The following is an 18772-nucleotide window of genomic DNA, read 5'->3' as shown; positions in this document are numbered from 1 at the left end:
GTTCGCTGTACGGTCACCGTCGCACGCCCCGGCAGGCGTCTCCTGGTGGACGGGGCGTTCGGGGGTACGGTCGCGGTCCCCCGGTCCGGCCAGGCGCGGGTTCGTCGGTGCCGCCCGGGCCGGTGGGACGGCCGCGACCCCTGTTCAGCCGTCGAGGTCCTCGATCGTGGCGTTGGACGGCCCGCGCCGGACGCGCAGGTCGCGGGCGACGTCCTCGGCGTCGCCGAGCACCCGGACCGCGTTCTGCCAGGTCAGCTTGGCCAGGTCGGGCCGGGACCAGCCGCGTTCCAGCAGTTCGGCGACGAGGTTCGGGTAGGAGGAGACGTCGGCGAGTCCGTCGGGGGTGAAGGCGGTGCCGTCGTAGTCGCCGCCGATGCCGAGGTGGTCGACGCCGGCGACCTCGCGCATGTGGTCGAGGTGGTCGGCGACGGTGGCCACGGTGGCGACGGGGCGCGGGCGGCGCTCCTCGAACGCGCGGTGGACCCGCATCGCCTCGGGGGTGGTGTCGAGGGGGTGGAAGCCGTGGGCGCGCATGTTGTCGTCGGCGTCGGCCGTCCAGTCGACGGCGGCCTGGAGGACGAACTTCGGCACGAAGGTCACCATCGCCACTCCCCCGTTGGCGGGCAGCCGCTCCAGCACGTCGTCCGGGATGTTGCGGGGGTGGTCGCACACGGCCCGCGCGGAGGAATGGGAGAAGATCACCGGAGCGGCGGAGGTGTCCAGGGCGTCCCGCATGGTCGACGGGGCCACGTGGGAGAGGTCGACCAGCATCCCCTCCCGGTTCATCTCGCGGACGACGGCGCGGCCGAAGGCGGACAGGCCGCCGACGCCGGGCGCGTCCGTCGCGGAGTCCGCCCAGTCGACGTTGTCGTTGTGGGTGAGGGTCAGGTAGCGCACGCCGAGCGCGTACAGGGCCCGCAGCGTGGCCAGCGAGTTGGCGATGGAGTGGCCGCCCTCGGCGCCCATCAGGGAGGCGATACGGCCCTCGGCGCGCGCCGCCTCCATGTCCGCGGCCGTCGCGGCGGGCGCCAGGTCGCGGGGGTGGCGGTCGAGCAGCTGCCGTACGCAGTCGATCTGCTCCAGCGTCGCCGGGACCGGGTCGGGCAGGTCCGAGCGGACGTACACCGACCAGAACTGCGCCCCGACCCCGCCGGCCCGCAGCCGGGGGATGTCGGTGTGCAGCCGGCCGCCCTGGTGGACGGCGATGTCCAGGGCGTCGAGGTCGTAGCGGGCCTTCTCGCGCAGCGCCCAGGGCAGGTCGTTGTGTCCGTCCGCCACCGGGAACTCGCGCAGCAGCGCGGTCGCCTCGTCCATCGCGGTCATCGCCGTCCCCCGTCTCGCTCGTCTGCTCGTCCGTCTGCCTGCTCGTCGGTGTGTCTGCCGGTCTACCTGTCCGCTCGTCTACTTGCCGAACCCGAAGCCGTTGCCGGCGCCCTCGGCCTTGGCGCGCAGCCGCTTGCCCTTCTCGGTGGCCTGGTCGTTCAGCTCCTGCTGGAACTCCCGCATCCGGGCGAGGAGTTCCTCGTCGTGCGCGGCGAGGATGCGGGCGGCGAGCAGCCCGGCGTTGCGGGCGCCGGCGACGGAGACGGTGGCGACGGGGACGCCGGCCGGCATCTGCACGATGGACAGCAGCGAGTCCATGCCGTCCAGGTACTTCAGCGGCACCGGGACGCCGATGACGGGCAGCGGGGTGACGGAGGCGAGCATGCCCGGCAGGTGTGCCGCGCCGCCGGCGCCCGCGATGATCGCCTTGAGTCCGCGGTCGGCGGCCTGCTCGCCGTACGCGATCATCTCGCGGGGCATGCGGTGCGCGGAGACGACGTCGACCTCGTAGTCGATCTCGAACTCGTCCAGGGCCTTGGCGGCGGCCTCCATGACGGGCCAGTCCGAGTCGGACCCCATGACGATGCCAACGAGGGGGCTCATTCGGTGATCGTGCCTCTCAGGTAGCCGGCTGCGTGACGGGCGCGCTCCAGCACGTCGTCCAGGTCGTCGCCGTAGGTGTTGACGTGGCCGACCTTGCGTCCGGGCTTCACGTCCTTGCCGTACATGTGGATCTTCAGCTGGGGGTCGCGGGCCATGCAGTGCAGGTACGCGGAGTACATGTCCGGGTAGTCGCCGCCGAGGACGTTGACCATGACCGTCCACTTGGCGCGCGGGCGGGGGTCGCCCAGCGGCAGGTCGAGGACGGCGCGGACGTGGTTGGCGAACTGGCTGGTGATGGCGCCGTCCATGGACCAGTGGCCGGAGTTGTGGGGGCGCATCGCCAGTTCGTTGACGAGGATGCGGCCGTCGCGGGTCTGGAACAGCTCGACGGCGAGATGGCCCACGACGCCGAGTTCCTTGGCGACGGTCAGCGCGAGCCGCTCGGCCTTCAGGGCGAGGTCCTCGTCGAGGCCGGGGGCGGGCGCGATGACGGTGTCGCAGACGCCGTCGACCTGCCGCGACTCGACGACCGGGTAGGCCACGGCCTGGCCGTGCGGGGAGCGGACCACGTTGGCGGCCAGCTCGCGGACGTAGTCGACCTTCTCCTCGGCGAGGACGGGCACCCCGGCCCTGAACGGCTCGGCCGCCTCCTCGACGGAGTCCACGACCCACACGCCCTTGCCGTCGTAGCCGCCGCGCACGGTCTTGAGCACCACCGGGAAGCCGTCGCCCTCCGCGGCGAAGGCGGCCACGTCGGCCGGGTCGCTCACGATCCGGTGCCGGGGGCAGGGGATGCCGATCGCGTCGAGTTTCGCCCGCATCACCCCCTTGTCCTGGGCGTGCACCAGCGCGTCCGGGCCGGGGCGCACGGGGATGCCGTCCGCCTCCAGGGCCCGGAGGTGCTCGGTGGGCACGTGCTCGTGATCGAAGGTGATCACGTCGCAGCCGCGCGCGAAGGACCGCAGCGTCTCCAGGTCGCGGTAGTCGCCGACGACGACGTCGCCGACCACCTGCGCCGCGGAATCCTGCGGAGTGTCACTGAGGAGCTTGAACCTGATGCCGAGCGGGATGCCCGCCTCGTGTGTCATACGAGCGAGCTGGCCACCGCCGACCATGCCGACTACCGGAAACGTCACTCCCCCAGGGTATCCGGCGCGCCCGGACGGCCTGATTCCGGCTCTTTCCGCGACCGGCGTCACTCGGTCGCGGGCGATCACGAAGGGGCGATGGTTAGCATGGCTGGGTTGACGCATCCGACCGACGGAGGCCTGCTCGACCATGGGACGTGGTTCATCGGGGCTCCGCTCGGCGCCCCCCTCACCCCCCGGCGTACTGCGCCGGCGTCTGGAGCGGCTGGTGCGCGAGGTGGCCAAGTTCGGCGCCGTGGGCGGGGTGGGACTGCTGGTCAACCTGCTCGTGTTCAACCTGGTGCGGCACACGACCGACCTCCAGGTGGTGCGGGCCAGCGTGATCGCGACGGTGGTGGCGATCGGCTCCAACTACCTCGGTTTCCGCTACTTCACCTACCGCGACCGCGACAAGACCCGCCGCACCCGCGAGATGACCCTGTTCGTGCTGTTCAGCGCGGTCGGGCTGGTCATCGAGAACGGCGTCCTGTACACGGCGACCTACGGTTTCGGCTGGGACGGCCCGCTGCAGAGCAACGTCTTCAAGTTCGTCGGCATCGGCGTGGCCACGCTGTTCCGCTTCTGGTCGTACCGCACCTGGGTGTTCCGCGCGCTGCCGGCCGCCCTGACCCCGCCGGAGGCCACCGGGGCGGTGCGGGAACCGGACGCCGCCGGGGCGCCGCCGGAGCCGGACGCCGCCGGGGCGGTGCGGGAGTCCGAGCGGGTCGGGCCGCAGCGCAGGCCGAGGGACAAGGCGCGCGTCTGACCCCGCGGCCGGCCCCGCGGGACGCCGGCGCGAGGCGACCGGTGCGGCCGATGCGACCCCGGTCGGCGCAGCGTGCGCTGCGTCAGCGCACCGTGCGGTTGTCGTCGTCCTTGGCGGACCGCTTCGTCGGGTTGCGGGACAGGAACAGGCCGAAGACCGGCGGCTTGGCCTGGAGCATCTCCAGCCGGCCGCCGTCGGCCTCCGCGAGGTCGCGGGCGACGGCCAGGCCGATGCCCGTGGAGTTGCGTCCGCTGATCGTCCGCTCGAAGATCCGGGCGCCCAGGTCCGCGGGGACTCCGGGGCCCTCGTCGGTGACCTCGATGACGGCCTGGTTGCCGGTGACCCGGGTGCGCAGGGCGACCGTGCCGCCGCCGTGCATCAGGGAGTTCTCGATCAGCGCCGCCAGCACCTGGGCGACCGCGCCCGGCGTGCCCACCGCCTCCAGGTGCCGCTTGCCGGAGCTGACGATGGCCCGCCCGGCGCTGCGGTAGGCGGGGCGCCACTCGGCGAGCTGCTGCTGGATGACCTCGTCCAGGTCGAAGGTGACGGCGGAGCCGGTGCGCGGGTCGCGGGAGTTGGTCAGCAGCCGCTGCACCACGTCCGTGAGCCGCTCCACCTGCGTGAGCGCGATGGTCGCCTCCTCCTTCACCGTCTCCGGGTCGTCGGTGAGGGTGATCTCCTCCAGCCGCATCGACAGCGCGGTGAGCGGGGTGCGCAGCTGGTGGGAGGCGTCGGCGGCCAGTCGGCGTTCGGCGGTGAGCATCCGGGCGATCCGCTCGGCGGAGGCGTCCAGCACGTCGGCGACCCGGTCCAGCTCCGGGACGCCGTAGCGCTTGCGGCGCGGGCGGGGGTCGCCGGAGCCGAGCCGCTCGGCGGTCTCGGCGAGGTCGGTGAGGGGCGAGGCGAGGCGGTTCGCCTGGCGCAGTGCGAGCAGTACGGCGGCGATCACGGCCAGCAGCGCCACCGCGCCGATGATCAGCAGGGTGCGGCCCACCTCCCGGGTCACCGCCGAGCGGGCCTCCTGGACGGTGACCGTCTCGCCCTCCTCGCCGACCCGCGACGACTCGATGACGTCGCCGGACGGCTTTTCGCCGACCTCTATGGGCGCCCGGCCGGGGATGCGGACCACGGCGTACCGGTCGTCGCCCACCTGGTCGGCGAGGATGTCGGCGGTGATCTTCTCGGCGCCGAGGATCCGGCTGTCCACGATGCTGGCCAGCCGCACCGCCTCGGACGCCACGCGCTCCTGGGCGCTGGCGCTGATCGTCCGGGTCTCGACCACGACCAGGGAGACGCCGAAGACGGCGATCACGACGAGCACCACGGCGAGCGTGGACTGGATCAGTCGGCGGCGCATGTCCTCTTACCGGTTCCGGTTTCGGCCTAGCTCTTCTCGAAGCGGAACCCCACGCCGCGCACGGTCGCGATGTACCGGGGGTTGGCCGCGTCGTCGCCCAGCTTCTTGCGCAGCCAGGAGATGTGCATGTCCAGCGTCTTGGTGGACGACCACCAGGTGGTGTCCCACACCTCGCGCATCAGCTGGTCGCGGGTGACGACCCGGCCGGCGTCGCGCACCAGCACCCGCAGCAGGTCGAACTCCTTCGCCGTGAGCTGCAGCTCCTCGTCGCCCATCCAGGCGCGGTGCGACTCGACGTCGATGCGCACGCCGTGGGTGGCGGGCGGCTGCAGGGGTTCGGCGGAGCCGCGCCGCAGCAGAGCCCGGACCCGGGCGAGCAGCTCGGCGAGGCGGAACGGCTTGGTGACGTAGTCGTCGGCGCCCGCGTCCAGGCCCACCACGGTGTCGACCTCGTCGGCCCGTGCGGTGAGGATCAGGATCGGCACGGTGTGGCCCTCGGCGCGCAGCCGGCGGGCGACCTCCAGGCCGTCCATGCCGGGCAGTCCGAGGTCCAGCACGACCAGGTCGACGCCGCCCTGCATGCCCGCGTCCAGTGCGGCGGGTCCGTCCTCACGTACCTCGACCTCGTAGCCCTCGCGGCGCAGTGCGCGTGCCAGCGGCTCCGAGATGGACGCGTCGTCCTCGGCGAGCAGTACACGGGTCATGGGGTGATGGTAGTCCGCCGGGGTCTTACGCCGGGGCGCGATGCGGGGGCGGCGGTTCTTACCTTTGGACGCATGGGCGCGAACCTGTGGATGCAGGGTGAGAAAGTGGTAAGACCTTCGATTGACCGCCTCCGGTTCCACTGTGACCTGTGATCCATCTCTCAAGTCCTTCCATTTCCGTCAGTGTCTTGACGTATGGTGATGGACGCCTTTAGCGCCGCGGGGACCTTTGGCGACAGTTGGATGCCGAGGGTCTTTTTGCGTGTGCGGGCCGGCCGAGGCCGGCCCCGACAAGGAACGACCGCGGCCGGGCGGGGCGTACTCCCCGCCGCCGGCCGTCCCCCACCGGGCGCGCATTCGCATCTGGGAGCGCGTCCCGACCAGCAAGGATCGACCATGGCGTCCAGCCTGACGAAGGACTCGGTCACCCCGGGCATCCCCGGGTCCGAGAAGACCTTCTTCGGCCACCCCCGCGGACTGGCCACCCTCTTCATGACCGAGATGTGGGAGCGCTTCTCCTACTACGGCATGAGGGCTCTGCTCCCGCTGTACCTCGTCGCTCCGGGCGGCCTGCACCTGAACGCCGCGACGGCGACGGCGATCTACTCCGTGTACGTGTCGCTGGTCTACCTGCTGGCGATGCCCGGCGGCTGGTTCGGCGACCGGGTCTGGGGCCCCCGCAAGACCGTCGCGGTCGCCGGCGCGGTCATCATGCTGGGCCACCTGACGCTGGCCCTGCCGATGTCCGGCACCTTCTACGCGGGTCTCGGTCTGGTCGCGATCGGCTCCGGCCTGCTGAAGGCCAACATCTCCACGATGGTCGGCCACCTGTACGACGGCCCCGACGACCCGCGCCGCGACGGCGGCTTCACGGTCTTCTACATGGGCATCAACCTGGGCGCCTTCGCCGCGCCGCTGATCATCGGCACCGTCGGCGAGAACGTCAACTGGCACCTGGGCTTCGCGCTCGCCGCGCTCGGCATGGCGCTGGGCCTCGGCCAGTTCCTGTTCGGCAGCCGACACCTGGCCGACCGCTCCAGCGTCGTGCCGAAGCCGCTGTCCGCCGCCGAGAAGACCTCCACCCTGCGCAAGGCCGCCGTCTGGGCCGGCATCGCCGTCGTCTTCTACGCGATCGTGGGCCTGTCCGGCGTCTACACGCTGAACTGGATCCTGGTCCCGCTGACCCTGCTCGGCGTGATCATCCCGGTGATGGTGCTGGTCAACATCAAGCGCGACAAGGAGCTCGACCGCGCCGAGCAGTCGAGGATGTCCGCGTACATCTGGTTCTTCGTGGCCGCGGCCGTCTTCTGGATGATCTACGACCAGGGCGGCTCGACCCTGTCGATCTTCGCCGAGTCCTCCGCCGACAACACCGTCCTCGGCTGGGAGTTCCCGGTCTCCTGGTACCAGTCGGTCAACCCGGTCCTGATCATGGCGCTGGCCCCGGTCTTCGCCTGGTTCTGGCTGGCGCTGAACCGGCGCGGCAAGGAGCCGAGCACGATCGTGAAGTTCGCCTCCGGCCTGGTCCTGGTCGGCGCGTCCTTCTTCCTGTTCCTCGCCCCGCTGACGATCGCCGAGGGCGGTCACAAGGCGGCGGCGCTGTGGCTGGTGGCGATCTACTTCACGCAGACCGTCGGTGAGCTGCTGCTCTCCCCGGTCGGCCTGTCGGTCACCACGAAGATGGCGCCCGCGAAGTACGCCTCGCAGATGATGGGCGTCTGGTTCCTGGCCGTCACCGCGGGCGACGCCACGACCGGCCTGCTCTCCATCGCGGGCGTCGACCTGAACCGGACGGGCGTGGTGGCCATGGAGGCCACGCTCGCCGTGATCGCCGGTGTGGCGGTGTGGATGTACCGCAACAAGGTCAAGGAGCAGATGGGCGGCGTGCACTGACGCCCGTCCCGGTGCGCTGACACCGGTCCGCGCACGAGCGAGGGGCCACCGCCGGGAGCGGTGGCCCTTTCGTGTGCGTGCTGCCGCGCGGCGTACGCGGACACCTCGTGCGGGGCGGTTACAGAGGGGCCGTACGGCTTCCCTCAGCCGTACGGCTACGCCGGCGCGCCCACTTCCGCCCAGACGCGCTTGCCCGCGACGCCGGGGGTGCGGACGACGCCCCAGTCCAGGCAGAGGCGCTGCACGATGAACATGCCGTGACCGCCGGGGCGGCCGGCGCGGTGCGGGGTGCGGGGTGCGGGCTGGCCGGCGCCGCGGTCGGAGACCTCGATGCGGATCACCTTGTTGTCGCAGGCGATCCACAGCTCGTCCGGCCCCTCGGCGTGCAGGCAGGCGTTGGTGACCAGCTCGGAGACGACGAGCAGCACGTCCTCGGCGGCGGCCCTGCGGTCCGCGGTGGCGGCCGGCAGCCAGCCCCACGCGTGCAGCGCCTGACGGGCGAAGTCGCGGGCGAGCGGGACGACACCGGCGGCGCCGTCGAAGCTCAGGCTGCGGACCTGCCGCGCGGCGGGCGATGCGGCCGCGCCTTCGACGGGCGCCGCGACGCCGGGAGCGTCCCCCTGCGACGCCGCGGAAGCGCCGCCGGGCTCCGGGCCGCGGTCGCCCGGCGAGTAGGGCCGGGTGGTGCTCATCAGCGCTTCACCTCACCGATTCACCAGTTCACGATGGAAAAGTCCAGTCATGAGCGCCCGCCGTCCCGCAGTCGCCCCGCGGCCCGTGCGCGCCTGTCCTTCCGGTACCCCCGAGGGGATGCGCGAAAGGTGTTGCGCAACGATTGCGACCGGCATGCTCAGGGTGTCTCCTGCCCGACGCATCCGGTGGGACACCCCCCACTTCGATCCCGTCGACACGTCCGCCGGCCGCTCAGCCGGCCTGGCCGCCGCCGTCGACGGACAGGGCGTCCTCGACCGTCGCGTGCACGGTGAACACCGCCTCGGCGCCGGTGATCTCGAAGACGCGCGCCACCACCGGGCGCATCCCCGCGAGGTGCACGCCGCCGCCGGCGGCCTCCGCCTTGAGGCGGGCGCCGAGCAGCACGTTGAGGCCGGTGGAGTCGCAGAACTCGAGCCGCGAGCAGTCCACCACCAGGCGACTGAAGCCCTTGGCGAGGCATTCGTCGAGGGGCTCGCGCAACAGGTCGGCGGTGTGGTGATCCAGCTCACCCGCCGGAGTCACGACGGCACTGGGGCCTTCTTCTCGCACCTCCACCAGAAGCCGGCCCGACTGTGCGCTGCCGACCGTCCCGTGGTCCATGCCGTCTCTCTCCCAGGGTCCGTGTCTGCTGACTTTCGCCATCGAACACTACGCCTTCCTCACACTCTCCGACACCCGAACAATCGCACACAAACGGACACATTCGAACAAAAGGCACTTGCGGACGGGTCTGCAAAGCGGGTAGGGCTAGAGGAACACGTACCCGACACGGCCGGCTTTGGAGGCGCCGCACACCGCAGTGCACGTAGTGGCTTCGGCAGCCAAATGCCGAGAACGATGGAGGACATCATGTCACCCCGGCTCGACGCATCGCATACCCAGAGGGCGACGTCGACACCCCTTCCGGAACATCTGGATCCCATCGCGACCGACGGCGATCTCACCGACGCCCTCGCCGGACTTCCGGAGATCCCCCCGTACGACGAAGTGGCCCCCGAGGATGCCCGGGCCCTGTCCAAGACCCTCTTCGAGCGGCTCGAATCCCTCGAGGAAGGCACGCACGACTACGCGTACGTGCGCAACACGCTCGTCGAACTCAACCTCGCCCTGGTCAAGTTCGCCGCCTCCCGGTTCCGCTCCCGCAGCGAGCCGATGGAGGACATCATCCAGGTCGGCACGATCGGCCTGATCAAGGCCATCGACCGCTTCGAACTGAGTCGCGGCGTCGAGTTCCCGACCTTCGCGATGCCCACCATCGTCGGCGAGATCAAGCGCTTCTTCCGGGACACCTCCTGGTCGGTGCGCGTGCCGCGCCGGCTCCAGGAACTCCGGATCGACCTGGCCAAGGCCGGCGACGAACTGGCCCAGCAGCTCGACCGCGCCCCTACGGTGGCCGAACTGGCGGAGCGCCTCGGCATCTCCCCCGAGGAGGTCGTCGAGGGCATGGCGGCCTCCAACGCCTACACCGCCTCGTCGCTGGACGCCCAGCCCGAGGAGGACGACAGCGAGGCCGCCCTCGCGGACCGCATCGGCTACGAGGACCACGGGCTCGAGGGCATCGAGTACGTCGAGTCGCTGAAGCCGATGATCGCCCAGTTGCCGGCGCGGGACCGCACGATCCTCTCGCTGCGCTTCGTGGCGGGCATGACCCAGTCCGAGATCGGCGAGGAGCTGGGCATCTCGCAGATGCACGTGTCCCGGCTGCTGGCGCGGACGCTGAAGCGGCTGCGCAAGGGGCTGACGCTCGAGGAGTGAGCCGACGGCTCCCCCGCCCCGCCCTCGGTGGTCGTGGCCGCCCTCGCCTTCGGTGTTCGTGGTCGCTTCACCCCGCCCCGGGCTTCCCGGCCGGCGCCCTCTCCACGGGCGCCGGCCGAGCCGTGTCCGGGCACGCACCCCCGCGGATGCACCGGGTCCCCCGGGATCACTCGCGGAAACACCTTTCGGGCGTTCGACCGGGGTCGTCGTCAGACCACCCGGACGCCGCGCCGCCACACGCCGGCGACCAGGGGGACGCCCGGCCGGTAGGCGAGGTGGACGTGGCTGGGGGCGTCCAGGAGGACGAGGTCGGCGCGTGCGCCGGGGGTGAGGAGGCCGACGTCCGTGCGGCGCAGGGCACGGGCGCCGCCGGCGGTGGCCGCCCACAGCGCCTCGTCGGGGGTCATGCCCATGTCCCGCACGGCCAGGGCGATGCAGAACGGCACGGACGACGTGAACGACGAGCCCGGGTTGCAGTCCGTGGACAGGGCCACGGTCACCCCGGCGTCGAGCAGCCGGCGGGCGTCCGGCCAGGCGGCGCGGGTGGAGAACTCCGCCCCGGGCAGCAGCGTCGCGACCGTGTTGCCGCTCGCCAGCGCGTCCACGTCGGCGTCGGTGAGGTGCGTGCAGTGGTCGGCGCTGGCCGCGTCGAACTCCACGGCGAGCCGGACGCCGGGGCCGTAGGACAGCTGGTTGGCGTGGACGCGGGGGTGCAGGCCCCTGGCGCGGCCGGCGGAGAGGACGGCGCGTGCCTGGTCTCCGTCGAAGGCGCCCTTCTCGCAGAAGACGTCGATCCAGCGGGCGTGGGGGGCGCAGGCGTCGAGCATCTCGCCGGTGACCAGGGCGACGTAGGCGGCCGGGTCGTCGGCGTACTCGGGGGCGACGACGTGCGCGCCGAGGTAGGTGACCTCGTCGGTGTGGGCGGCGGCGATGCGCAGGGCGCGGGCCTCGTCCTCGACGGTCAGGCCGTAGCCGGACTTGGTCTCCAGGGTGGTGGTGCCCTGGCGGAGGGCCTCGGCGAGGTAGCGGGTGAGGTTGGCGTCCAGTTCCCCGTCGGTGGCGGCGCGGGTGGCGGCGACGGTGGTGCGGATGCCGCCGGCGCTGTAGGGCCGGCCGGACATGCGGGCGTTGAACTCCTCGGTGCGGTCGCCGGCGAAGACCAGGTGGGAGTGGCTGTCCACGAAGCCGGGGACGACGGCCCGGCCGCCGGCGTCGACCCGGTTGTCAGTGGCGGGTGCTTTGCTTGTTTCACCGGTCCACACGACACGGTCGCCGTCGATGACGACGGCCGCGTCCCGGATCAGGCCGAGGGGGGAGCCGTCGCCGAGGGAGGGATCGTTGGTGGCCAGCGTGGCGATGTTGGTGATGACGGTGCTGCTGCTCATGGCGTCCTCGGCGTCCTCGTGGGGTGCGGTGCGGGAGTCGGTGCCGCGGGCGGCGGGGGCGGTCGCGGTCGCCGGGGTCAGGCACGCAGGTTCCGCACGGCCCGCGCCAGGGCCCCGGGCACATCGGGTACGAGCGTGTGGGCCCCGTCGCGCACGACGTGCCGGCCGCCCACGACCGTGTGCCGTACGTCGGCCGCCGTCGCGGCGAATACGGCCGTCTCGGCGCCGAGCCGGGGCGGCGGGCCCGCTGTTCTGACCGAGTCCAGCGCGATCGTCGTGAAGTCGGCGAGCGCGCCGGGCTCCAGGCTGCCCGCGTCGGGCCAGCCGAGGGCGGCGTGTCCGTCCGCGGTCGCGGCGCGCAGCAGGGCGGCGGCCGTCCAGTGGCCCCGGGTGCGGGTGCGCAGCCGTTCGTTCAGCTCCATCGCGCGCGCCTCCTCGAACAGGTCGATGACGGCGTGGCTGTCGGAGCCGAGTGAGAGCGGGGAGCCCGCGGCCCGGAGGGCGACGGCGGGGCCGATGCCGTCGGCGAGGTCGCGTTCGGTGGTGGGGCACATGCAGGTGCCGGTGCCGCTGCCGCCGAGCAGGGCGATGTCCTCGGCGGTGAGATGGGTGTTGTGGACGCCGGTGGTGCGCGGGCCGAGGACGCCGTGGTCGGCGAGGAGGCGGGCGGGGGTGCGGCCGTGCGCGGCCAGGCAGGCCTCGTTCTCGGCGGTCTGCTCGGACAGGTGCACGTGCAGCGGGGCCCGCCGTTCCCGCGCCCAGTGCGCCACGGTGGCCAGCTGGTCGGCGGGCACGGCCCGTACGGAGTGCACGGCCGCTCCGATCCGTGCGTGATCTCGTTCCTTGAGAAGTGAACAGCGCTCGGCCCAGGCCTCCGCCGTGCCGTCGGAGAAGCGGAGCTGGTGGGCGGTGGGCGGCTCGCCGAAGCCGGCGGAGAGATAGCAGGTGTCGAGGAGGGTGATGCGGACGCCGGCGTCGGCGGCCGCCGCGACGAGCGCCTCCCCCATGGCGTTGGGGTCGGCGTAGGGGGCGCCGCCGGGGGCGTGGTGGACGTAGTGGAACTCGCCGACGGCGGTGACGCCGGCGAGGGCCATCTCGGCGTACACCGCGCGGGCCAGGGCGTGGTAGCCGTCCGGGGTGAGCCGGTGGGCCACCGCGTACATGACCTCGCGCCAGGTCCAGAAGGTGCCGCTGCCGGCCTGGACGGCGCCGCGCAGGGCCCGGTGGAAGGCGTGCGAGTGGGCGTTGGCCAGGCCCGGGAGGGTCAGTCCGCGCAGGATCTCGGCGCCGGGCGGCGGGGTGTCGGCGCCCGTGCGGACGGCGGCGATCCGGCCGCCGGCCACGTCGAGGGCGACGCCGGGTTCGACGTGGGCGCCTAGCCAGGCGTGCTCAAGCCAGTACGTGCGCGCGGGGGTCTGCGTCACCTGCGGGCCAGTCCTTCCAGTACGTCGGCGAGTGCGAGTACCCCGGCCACGCAGTCGTCCTCGGCGGCGTACTCGTCCGGGGAGTGGGAGACGCCGGTGGGGTTGCGCACGAACAGCATGGCGGTCGGGACGCTCCCGGAGAGGATTCCGGCGTCGTGTCCGGCGCCCGTGCCGAGGACGGGGACCTTGAGGCCGGCGTCCTTGCCGAGGATGCGGGCGAGTTCGTCGCGCAGGGCGTGGTCGAACTCCACGACGGGCGTGAAGGACTCGCGCACGACGTCCAGGTCGACGCCGTGCTTGTCGGCGTGGGCGCGGGCCGCGTCCAGGATCGCGCCGACCACGGTGTCGAGGGTGTCCTGCTCGGGCGCGCGGGAGTCGAGCCAGCCGCGCACCAGGGAGGGGATGGCGTTGACGCCGTTGGGCTCGACGGCGACCTTGGCGAAGGTGGCGACGGCGCCCGCGAGTTCGGCCTGCCGACGGGCGGCGAGGACCGTCTCGGCGTAGGAGGGCATCGGATCGCGCCGGTCCGCGAGCCGGGTGGTGCCGGCGTGGTTGGCCTCGCCGCGGAAGTCGAACCGCCAGCGTCCGTGCGGCCAGATGGCGCCGGCGATGCCGACCCGGTCGCCGGTGAGGTCGAGGGCGCGGCCCTGTTCGACGTGGAGTTCCACGAAGGCGCCGATGCGGGAGAGGCGTTCGGGGTCGGGGCCGAGGGCGTCGGGGTCGATTCCGGCGGCCTCCATGGCGCGGGGCAGGGTCACGCCGTCCGCGTCGGTCAGGCGGTGCGCCTGCTCGGGGGTGAGCCGTCCGGCCGCGAGCCGGGAGCCGACGCAGGCGAGGCCGAAGCGGGCGCCCTCCTCGTCGCCGAAGTTGACGATGCCGAACGGCTTGCCGAACCGCGCCCCCCTGCGGCGCACTTCGTCCAGCGCGGCGAACGCGGACACGACCCCGAGGGGGCCGTCGAAGGCGCCGCCGTCGGGCACCGAGTCGAGGTGGGAGCCGGTGACGACGGCGTCCCCGTCGGCGGGGTCGCCGAGCCAGGCCCACTGGTTGCCGTTGCGGTCGACCTCGTACGCCAGTCCGCGTGCCTCGGCCTGCTCCCGGAACCAGGCGCGGCACTCGACGTCGGCGGGCGTCCAGGCGTAGCGGCGGTAGCCGCCCGAGGCGGGGTGACGGCCGACGGGAAGGAGATCGCGCCACATGCGGTGGAAGGAGGCCGCGCCGGCCGGTTCGGTCTGTGGGCGGTCGCCCCGCACGTCGCTCACGCCGGCTCGCCCTCGCACATCGGCACCCGCACGCCCCGTTCCGCCGCCACCGACTCCGCGATGTCGTACCCCGCGTCCACGTGCCGGATGACGCCCATGCCGGGGTCGTTGGTGAGCACGCGCCGGATCTTCTCGCCGGCCAGCGGTGTGCCGTCGGCCACGGTGACCTGCCCCGCGTGGATCGACCGCCCCATGCCGACGCCGCCGCCGTGGTGGAGGGAGACCCACGACGCCCCGGACGCCACGTTGACCATGGCGTTCAGCAGCGGCCAGTCGGCGATCGCGTCGGAGCCGTCGCGCATGGCCTCGGTCTCCCGGTACGGGGAGGCGACGGAGCCGCAGTCGAGGTGGTCGCGGCCGATGACGACCGGCGCGGACAGCTCGCCGCTCGCGACCATGTCGTTGAACCGCTCGCCGGCCTTGTCGCGTTCGCCGTAGCCGAGCCAGCAGATGCGGGCGGGCAGGCCCTGGAAGCGGACGCGTTCTCCGGCCATGCGGATCCAGCGGGCCAGGGACTCGTTCTCGGGGAAGAGGTCGAGGATCGCCCTGTCGGTCCTCGCGATGTCGGCGGGGTCGCCGGAGAGGGCGGCCCAGCGGAAGGGGCCCTTGCCCTCGCAGAACAGCGGCCGGATGTAGGCGGGGACGAAGCCGGGGAAGGCGAACGCCCGCTCGTAACCGGCGAGCCGGGCCTCGCCGCGGATCGAGTTGCCGTAGTCGAAGACCTCGGCGCCGGCGTCCATGAAGCCGACCATGGCCTCGACGTGCCGGGCCATGGACTCGCGGGCGCGGGTGGTGAAGCCGGCCGGGTCCTTGGCGGCGGCGTCGGCCATGTCCTCGAAGGGGAGGCCCGCGGGGAGGTAGGCCAGCGGGTCGTGGGCCGAGGTCTGGTCGGTCACGATGTCGATGGGGGCGCCCAGGGCGAGGAACTGCGGGACGAGTTCGGCGGCGTTGCCGAGGACGCCGATGGACAGCGGCTCGCGCCGGTCGCGGGCCTCGACGGCCAGCCGGAGGGCGTGTTCCGGGGAGTCGGCCTTCACGTCGAGGTAGCGGTGCTCGATGCGGCGTTCGATCGCGCGCGGGTCGCAGTCGACGCAGATGGCGACGCCGTCGTTCATGGTCACGGCGAGCGGCTGGGCGCCGCCCATGCCACCGAGGCCGGCGGTGAGGGTGATCGTCCCGGCGAGGGTGCCGCCGAACCTCTTGGCGGCGACGGCGGCGAAGGTCTCGTAGGTGCCCTGGAGGATGCCCTGGGTGCCGATGTAGATCCAGGAGCCGGCGGTCATCTGCCCGTACATGGTCAGGCCGAGGGCCTCCAGGCGGCGGAACTCCTCCCAGTTGGCCCAGTCGCCGACGAGGTTGGAGTTGGCGATCAGCACGCGCGGCGCCCACTCGTGGGTCTGCATGACGCCGACCGGACGGCCGGACTGGACCAGCATGGTCTCGTCCTGCTTGAGGGTCTTCAGCGTGCGGACCATGGCGTCGAAGGAGCGCCAGTCGCGCGCGGCCTTGCCGGTCCCGCCGTAGACGACGAGCTTGTCGGGGTGCTCGGCGACCTCCGGGTCGAGGTTGTTCTGCAGCATCCGCAGGGCGGCTTCCTGCGGCCATCCCAGGGCGCTCGGTTCGGTGCCTCGGGGCGCTCGGACAGAACCAGGGGGCGGCCCGGAGTGCCTCGTTTGGGGGTGGTGGCGGGTGACGGGCGGGCGGGGTCCTGACATGGGCTGCCTCCTGGGGGTGCCGCGGGCGGTGCTGCTGGTGGTGCGGCCGGCGGTGTGACCGGTGCGGGTCCGGAGCTGTTGCTCGCGATATTCACATCCTGGCGTTCTGAATATAGCTAGTCAATAGTGCGCGCCGGGGGCGGGGCGCGGCACATCGCACACCGAGGCGGAGGAAGGGGCCGCGGCACCTCGCTCACCAGGACGGAGGGAGGGGCGCAGTGCAGGAGCACCAGAAGGGCACCGGGCCGTCGGCGCGGACGGGACATCAACACACCTGAAGACGGGCTCAGTTGACCCACCCTAGCCACCGCGGCGCATGTTCCATTGGAAAATGCCGGAATCCTCACCCCTCATCCCACACGATGCGTAGCGTCGACGTCACTCAGCCGAACCGGCGGGAGGGGAGTCGGGGTGCCCGGAATCGACGAGTGCTTGCTGGAGGCCATGCGGCTGCCCGGGGCCGGGGGCGCCGCGCTGGTCGACTGGACCAGCGGACTGGCCTCTGGGCACCGTCGGGGATCCCCGGGCGGCGACCACGAGGCGGCCGCCGCGGAGGCCGCCGAACTGGCCGGGCTCGCCGCCGAACAGCGGGCGTTCCCGCCCGGCGGCGGCCGGTCCGGTGGGGACGGCGGGGACCGGGACGCCACGGATCCGCCGGTCGAGGATCTGATCCTGAGCAACCGGGGCAGCTACCACGTCATCCGGTTCGTGCGGACGTCGTTCGACAGCGGCGTGTTCCTGCACCTGTGGCTCTCCCGCGCGGACGGCAATCTCGCGCCGGCCCGCATCCGGCTGGGCGAGATGGCCGGACGGCCGGTGCTGGGATGACCGTGGTCGCCGCGACCCCGCCGCCCCGGCTGCCGGTGCGGGACAGGTCGGCCGGGAGCCGGGAGGGCCGCGTCTCCCCCATGCTGGCCCGGCCTGCCGCCGAGGAGGCCACCGGCGTCCTGGTCCGCGCCTGCGGCGACCTCTATCCGGCCGAGGGCCGGGTGGTGCACGCCGAGAGCCCGTTCGCCCCCGGTCTCGACGTGCTCCTCACGGCGCACGGCACGCTGGGGGAGCGCGTCTGGCGAAAGGCGGCGGACCGGGCGCACACGGGAGCGGACTGCGGGCGGGACGCCGGGCACCTGCTGCTGGACGCCGGTCTGCTGACGCCGGGCGCGCTGGAGCTGTGCCATCTGGGCGCCCTTACGACGCCGCGTACTTCGCCCTCGCCCCGAGCAGCACGCCGGGCCGCTTCCACCACGGCCCCACCCACTGGCTGGGTTGCCTGCACTCGGTGCCGGTCGCCGCCGTGGAGCACGAGACGCTGCGCCGGCGCACCCTGCTGCACCGCGTCCGGCCGGACCCGCCCGCCGGCCACCGCCCCGGCGGTCGCGCCCCGGCAGGCGGCGGTGCCGGCCCGGGTGGACGGCGTCCGCAGGGCGACGGACATCGCCCGGGAGCTGGGCCGGCCGGCGTTCCACACGCTGGTGGACGTACGACGGCTGACCGCGGCCGGCCGTGTCGTCCCCCGTCCACCCGCCCCCGCACCCGCCCCCCTCGACCACCCCGCCCTCACCCGTCCCGCCCCGCCCGAGGCCGGCGCCGGGCCCCCGGCCGATCTGCGGACCGCCGATCCCGACATAGCACTGCTGAAGAGGGTCAGGGATGCGCTGGAGGCCCTTTGAACGGCAGCAACCCCGACCGCGGCCGGCCACCACGTCCGCGGAACCGTCCGCCGAAAGGAGAGCCCCGATGGGAACCGACCCGATGGGGACAGACCACATGGGGCCACACCACGCAGGGGCGGACCACATGGCGGTGGCAGCCCCCGTCCGCGACGAACTGCACCGGCTGCGGGCCCGCGTGCCCCAGCTGACCGGCGCCCTCGCCGCCAGCGTGGACGGGCTGGTCATCGCCCACGACACACCCGGCGTCGAACCGGAGGGCCTCGCCGCGCTCACCGCCGCCGCGCTCGGCGTCTCGGTGCGGATCGCCGACGCGACCGGCCAGGGGGAGCTGCGCGAACTGCTGGTGCGCGGGGTGCGCGGCTATGTGGCGGCGTACGCGGCGGGCCGCAGCGCGGTGCTGACGCTGCTCGCCGAGGACCGCGTCAACGTCGGCCGGCTGCACCTGGAGGGCCGCCGGGCCGGCGCCCGCATCGGTGAGCTGATCGACGCCGCGCCCCCGCGGCAGGAGACCGCCCCGGCGCCCGCCGGGAACGGCCGCCCCGCACGGCAGCGGCCGGTGCGCACCCCGCGCGTGCTGCGCACCCCGCCCGCCAGCCCGGATCCGCCCGGCACCCAGACGCCCCCCACCGGCATGTCCACCACCATGGAGAGTTGAGAGGAGAACGTCATGGCCGGCACGGAGACCGCGCTGAAGGAAGCCCCCGCCTCGATCGAGGGCGCCACCGGAGTCGCGCTCGTCGACTACACCACCGGCATGGCCCTGGGCACGACGGGCGGGAGCAAGGGCTTCGACCTGAACGTCGCCGCCGCGGGGAACACGGACGTCGTCCGCGCCAAGATGCGCACCATGGAACACCTCGGGCTCAAGGGCCGGATCGAGGACATCCTGATCACCCTGACCGACAAGTACCACCTGATCCGGCTGCTCAGCGGGCGCGGCGGCGACGGGCTGTTCCTCTACCTCGTCCTGGACGCCGAGCGGTCCGACCTGGCGATGGCCCGCCACCAGCTGCGCCGCAGCGAACAGGACCTGGAGGTCTGACGTCCGGCCCGGGCCGGCGGCCGTCCCCG

General features: G+C 73.0%; 17 protein-coding genes and 1 pseudogene. 7 read left to right on the top strand and 11 right to left on the bottom strand.

Annotated elements, in window-relative coordinates; all coding sequences use genetic code 11:
* Positions 1 to 144 precede the first annotated feature (144 nt).
* The 3 genes from ABZY13_RS09375 to ABZY13_RS09365 all read right to left on the bottom strand — a co-directional run bounded on the left by ABZY13_RS09375 (position 145) and on the right by ABZY13_RS09365 (position 3062).
* A complete protein-coding gene (locus tag ABZY13_RS09375) occupies positions 145 to 1323 on the bottom strand; it encodes a dipeptidase (RefSeq protein ID WP_356628435.1) in 1179 nt (392 codons plus the stop codon).
* Positions 1324 to 1401: 78 nt separating this feature from the next.
* Positions 1402 to 1926: a 5-(carboxyamino)imidazole ribonucleotide mutase gene (gene purE, locus ABZY13_RS09370; protein ID WP_356628433.1), complete on the bottom strand. Its 525-nt coding sequence runs from the start codon at positions 1924 to 1926 to the stop codon at positions 1402 to 1404.
* Positions 1923 to 3062 carry a 5-(carboxyamino)imidazole ribonucleotide synthase gene (locus tag ABZY13_RS09365; protein WP_356628431.1) on the bottom strand — a complete coding sequence of 380 codons (1140 nt, stop codon included), beginning with the start codon at positions 3060 to 3062 and terminating at the stop codon, positions 1923 to 1925. Before ABZY13_RS09365 ends, purE begins: the two co-directional genes overlap by 4 nt.
* Positions 3063 to 3204: 142 nt before the next feature.
* On the opposite strand from ABZY13_RS09365, the gene ABZY13_RS09360 reads away from it, so the two are divergent.
* Positions 3205 to 3819 (top strand): GtrA family protein, encoded by a 615-nt coding sequence (locus tag ABZY13_RS09360; protein WP_356628429.1) that lies wholly within the window; start codon positions 3205 to 3207, stop codon positions 3817 to 3819.
* Between the two features lie 82 nt (positions 3820 to 3901).
* Here ABZY13_RS09360 and ABZY13_RS09355 read toward each other — a convergent pair whose 3' ends face one another.
* Together ABZY13_RS09355 and ABZY13_RS09350 are read right to left on the bottom strand one after the other, a co-directional pair.
* Positions 3902 to 5176 (bottom strand): ATP-binding protein, encoded by a 1275-nt coding sequence (locus ABZY13_RS09355; protein WP_356628427.1) that lies wholly within the window; start codon positions 5174 to 5176, stop codon positions 3902 to 3904.
* A 26-nt stretch (positions 5177 to 5202) separates the two neighbouring features.
* Complete coding sequence (locus ABZY13_RS09350) at positions 5203 to 5880, bottom strand: response regulator transcription factor (protein WP_356628425.1); 678 nt, start codon at positions 5878 to 5880, stop codon at positions 5203 to 5205.
* Positions 5881 to 6276: 396 nt separating this feature from the next.
* Between ABZY13_RS09350 and ABZY13_RS09345 the strand changes: the two genes are divergently transcribed.
* Positions 6277 to 7773, top strand: coding sequence for an oligopeptide:H+ symporter (locus tag ABZY13_RS09345; RefSeq protein ID WP_356628423.1), 1497 nt, complete (start codon positions 6277 to 6279; stop codon positions 7771 to 7773).
* A gap of 155 nt (positions 7774 to 7928) precedes the next feature.
* Here ABZY13_RS09345 and ABZY13_RS09340 read toward each other — a convergent pair whose 3' ends face one another.
* Both ABZY13_RS09340 and ABZY13_RS09335 read right to left on the bottom strand, forming a co-directional pair.
* Positions 7929 to 8465 carry an ATP-binding protein gene (locus ABZY13_RS09340; protein WP_356628421.1) on the bottom strand — a complete coding sequence of 179 codons (537 nt, stop codon included), beginning with the start codon at positions 8463 to 8465 and terminating at the stop codon, positions 7929 to 7931.
* Positions 8466 to 8697: 232 nt separating this feature from the next.
* Positions 8698 to 9087: an STAS domain-containing protein gene (locus ABZY13_RS09335; protein ID WP_356628419.1), complete on the bottom strand. Its 390-nt coding sequence runs from the start codon at positions 9085 to 9087 to the stop codon at positions 8698 to 8700.
* A 237-nt stretch (positions 9088 to 9324) separates the two neighbouring features.
* On the opposite strand from ABZY13_RS09335, the gene ABZY13_RS09330 reads away from it, so the two are divergent.
* Positions 9325 to 10242: an RNA polymerase sigma factor SigF gene (locus tag ABZY13_RS09330; RefSeq protein ID WP_356628417.1), complete on the top strand. Its 918-nt coding sequence runs from the start codon at positions 9325 to 9327 to the stop codon at positions 10240 to 10242.
* A gap of 209 nt (positions 10243 to 10451) precedes the next feature.
* On the opposite strand, the gene hutI is transcribed toward ABZY13_RS09330, so the two are convergent.
* The 4 genes from hutI to hutU all read right to left on the bottom strand — a co-directional run bounded on the left by hutI (position 10452) and on the right by hutU (position 16028).
* Positions 10452 to 11627 (bottom strand): imidazolonepropionase, encoded by a 1176-nt coding sequence (hutI, locus tag ABZY13_RS09325; RefSeq protein WP_356628415.1) that lies wholly within the window; start codon positions 11625 to 11627, stop codon positions 10452 to 10454.
* Between the two features lie 77 nt (positions 11628 to 11704).
* Positions 11705 to 13051, bottom strand: a complete 1347-nt coding sequence (locus tag ABZY13_RS09320) for a formimidoylglutamate deiminase (protein ID WP_356628413.1) — start codon at positions 13049 to 13051, stop codon at positions 11705 to 11707.
* Positions 13048 to 14304, bottom strand: coding sequence for an allantoate amidohydrolase (locus ABZY13_RS09315; protein WP_356628525.1), 1257 nt, complete (start codon positions 14302 to 14304; stop codon positions 13048 to 13050). The genes ABZY13_RS09320 and ABZY13_RS09315 overlap by 4 nt, the downstream gene beginning before the upstream one ends.
* Positions 14305 to 14309: 5 nt before the next feature.
* Positions 14310 to 16028 (bottom strand): urocanate hydratase, encoded by a 1719-nt coding sequence (gene hutU / locus ABZY13_RS09310; protein WP_356628411.1) that lies wholly within the window; start codon positions 16026 to 16028, stop codon positions 14310 to 14312.
* A 411-nt stretch (positions 16029 to 16439) separates the two neighbouring features.
* Here hutU and ABZY13_RS09305 point away from each other — a divergent pair, with 411 nt between their 5' ends.
* From ABZY13_RS09305 to ABZY13_RS09290, 4 genes and pseudogenes are all read left to right on the top strand, one after another.
* A complete protein-coding gene (locus ABZY13_RS09305) occupies positions 16440 to 16856 on the top strand; it encodes a hypothetical protein (protein WP_356628409.1) in 417 nt (138 codons plus the stop codon).
* Positions 16853 to 17698 (top strand): annotated as a pseudogene (locus ABZY13_RS09300) (transcriptional regulator). The gene ABZY13_RS09305 and the pseudogene ABZY13_RS09300 overlap by 4 nt, the downstream one beginning before the upstream one ends.
* A gap of 127 nt (positions 17699 to 17825) precedes the next feature.
* Positions 17826 to 18356 carry a roadblock/LC7 domain-containing protein gene (locus tag ABZY13_RS09295; protein ID WP_356628407.1) on the top strand — a complete coding sequence of 177 codons (531 nt, stop codon included), beginning with the start codon at positions 17826 to 17828 and terminating at the stop codon, positions 18354 to 18356.
* 12 nt (positions 18357 to 18368) lie between these two features.
* On the top strand, positions 18369 to 18743 hold the full coding sequence (locus ABZY13_RS09290) for a hypothetical protein (protein WP_356628405.1): 375 nt from the start codon (positions 18369 to 18371) through the stop codon (positions 18741 to 18743).
* The last annotated feature ends 29 nt before the right edge of the window (positions 18744 to 18772 follow it).

Origin of the sequence: Streptomyces sp. NPDC006610, from assembly GCF_040611575.1 — a bacterium.
Classification (GTDB): Bacteria; Actinomycetota; Actinomycetes; order Streptomycetales; family Streptomycetaceae; genus Streptomyces.
The sequence above is the reverse complement of the archived record's forward strand: the minus strand, read 5'-3'. Positions and strand labels throughout refer to the sequence as shown.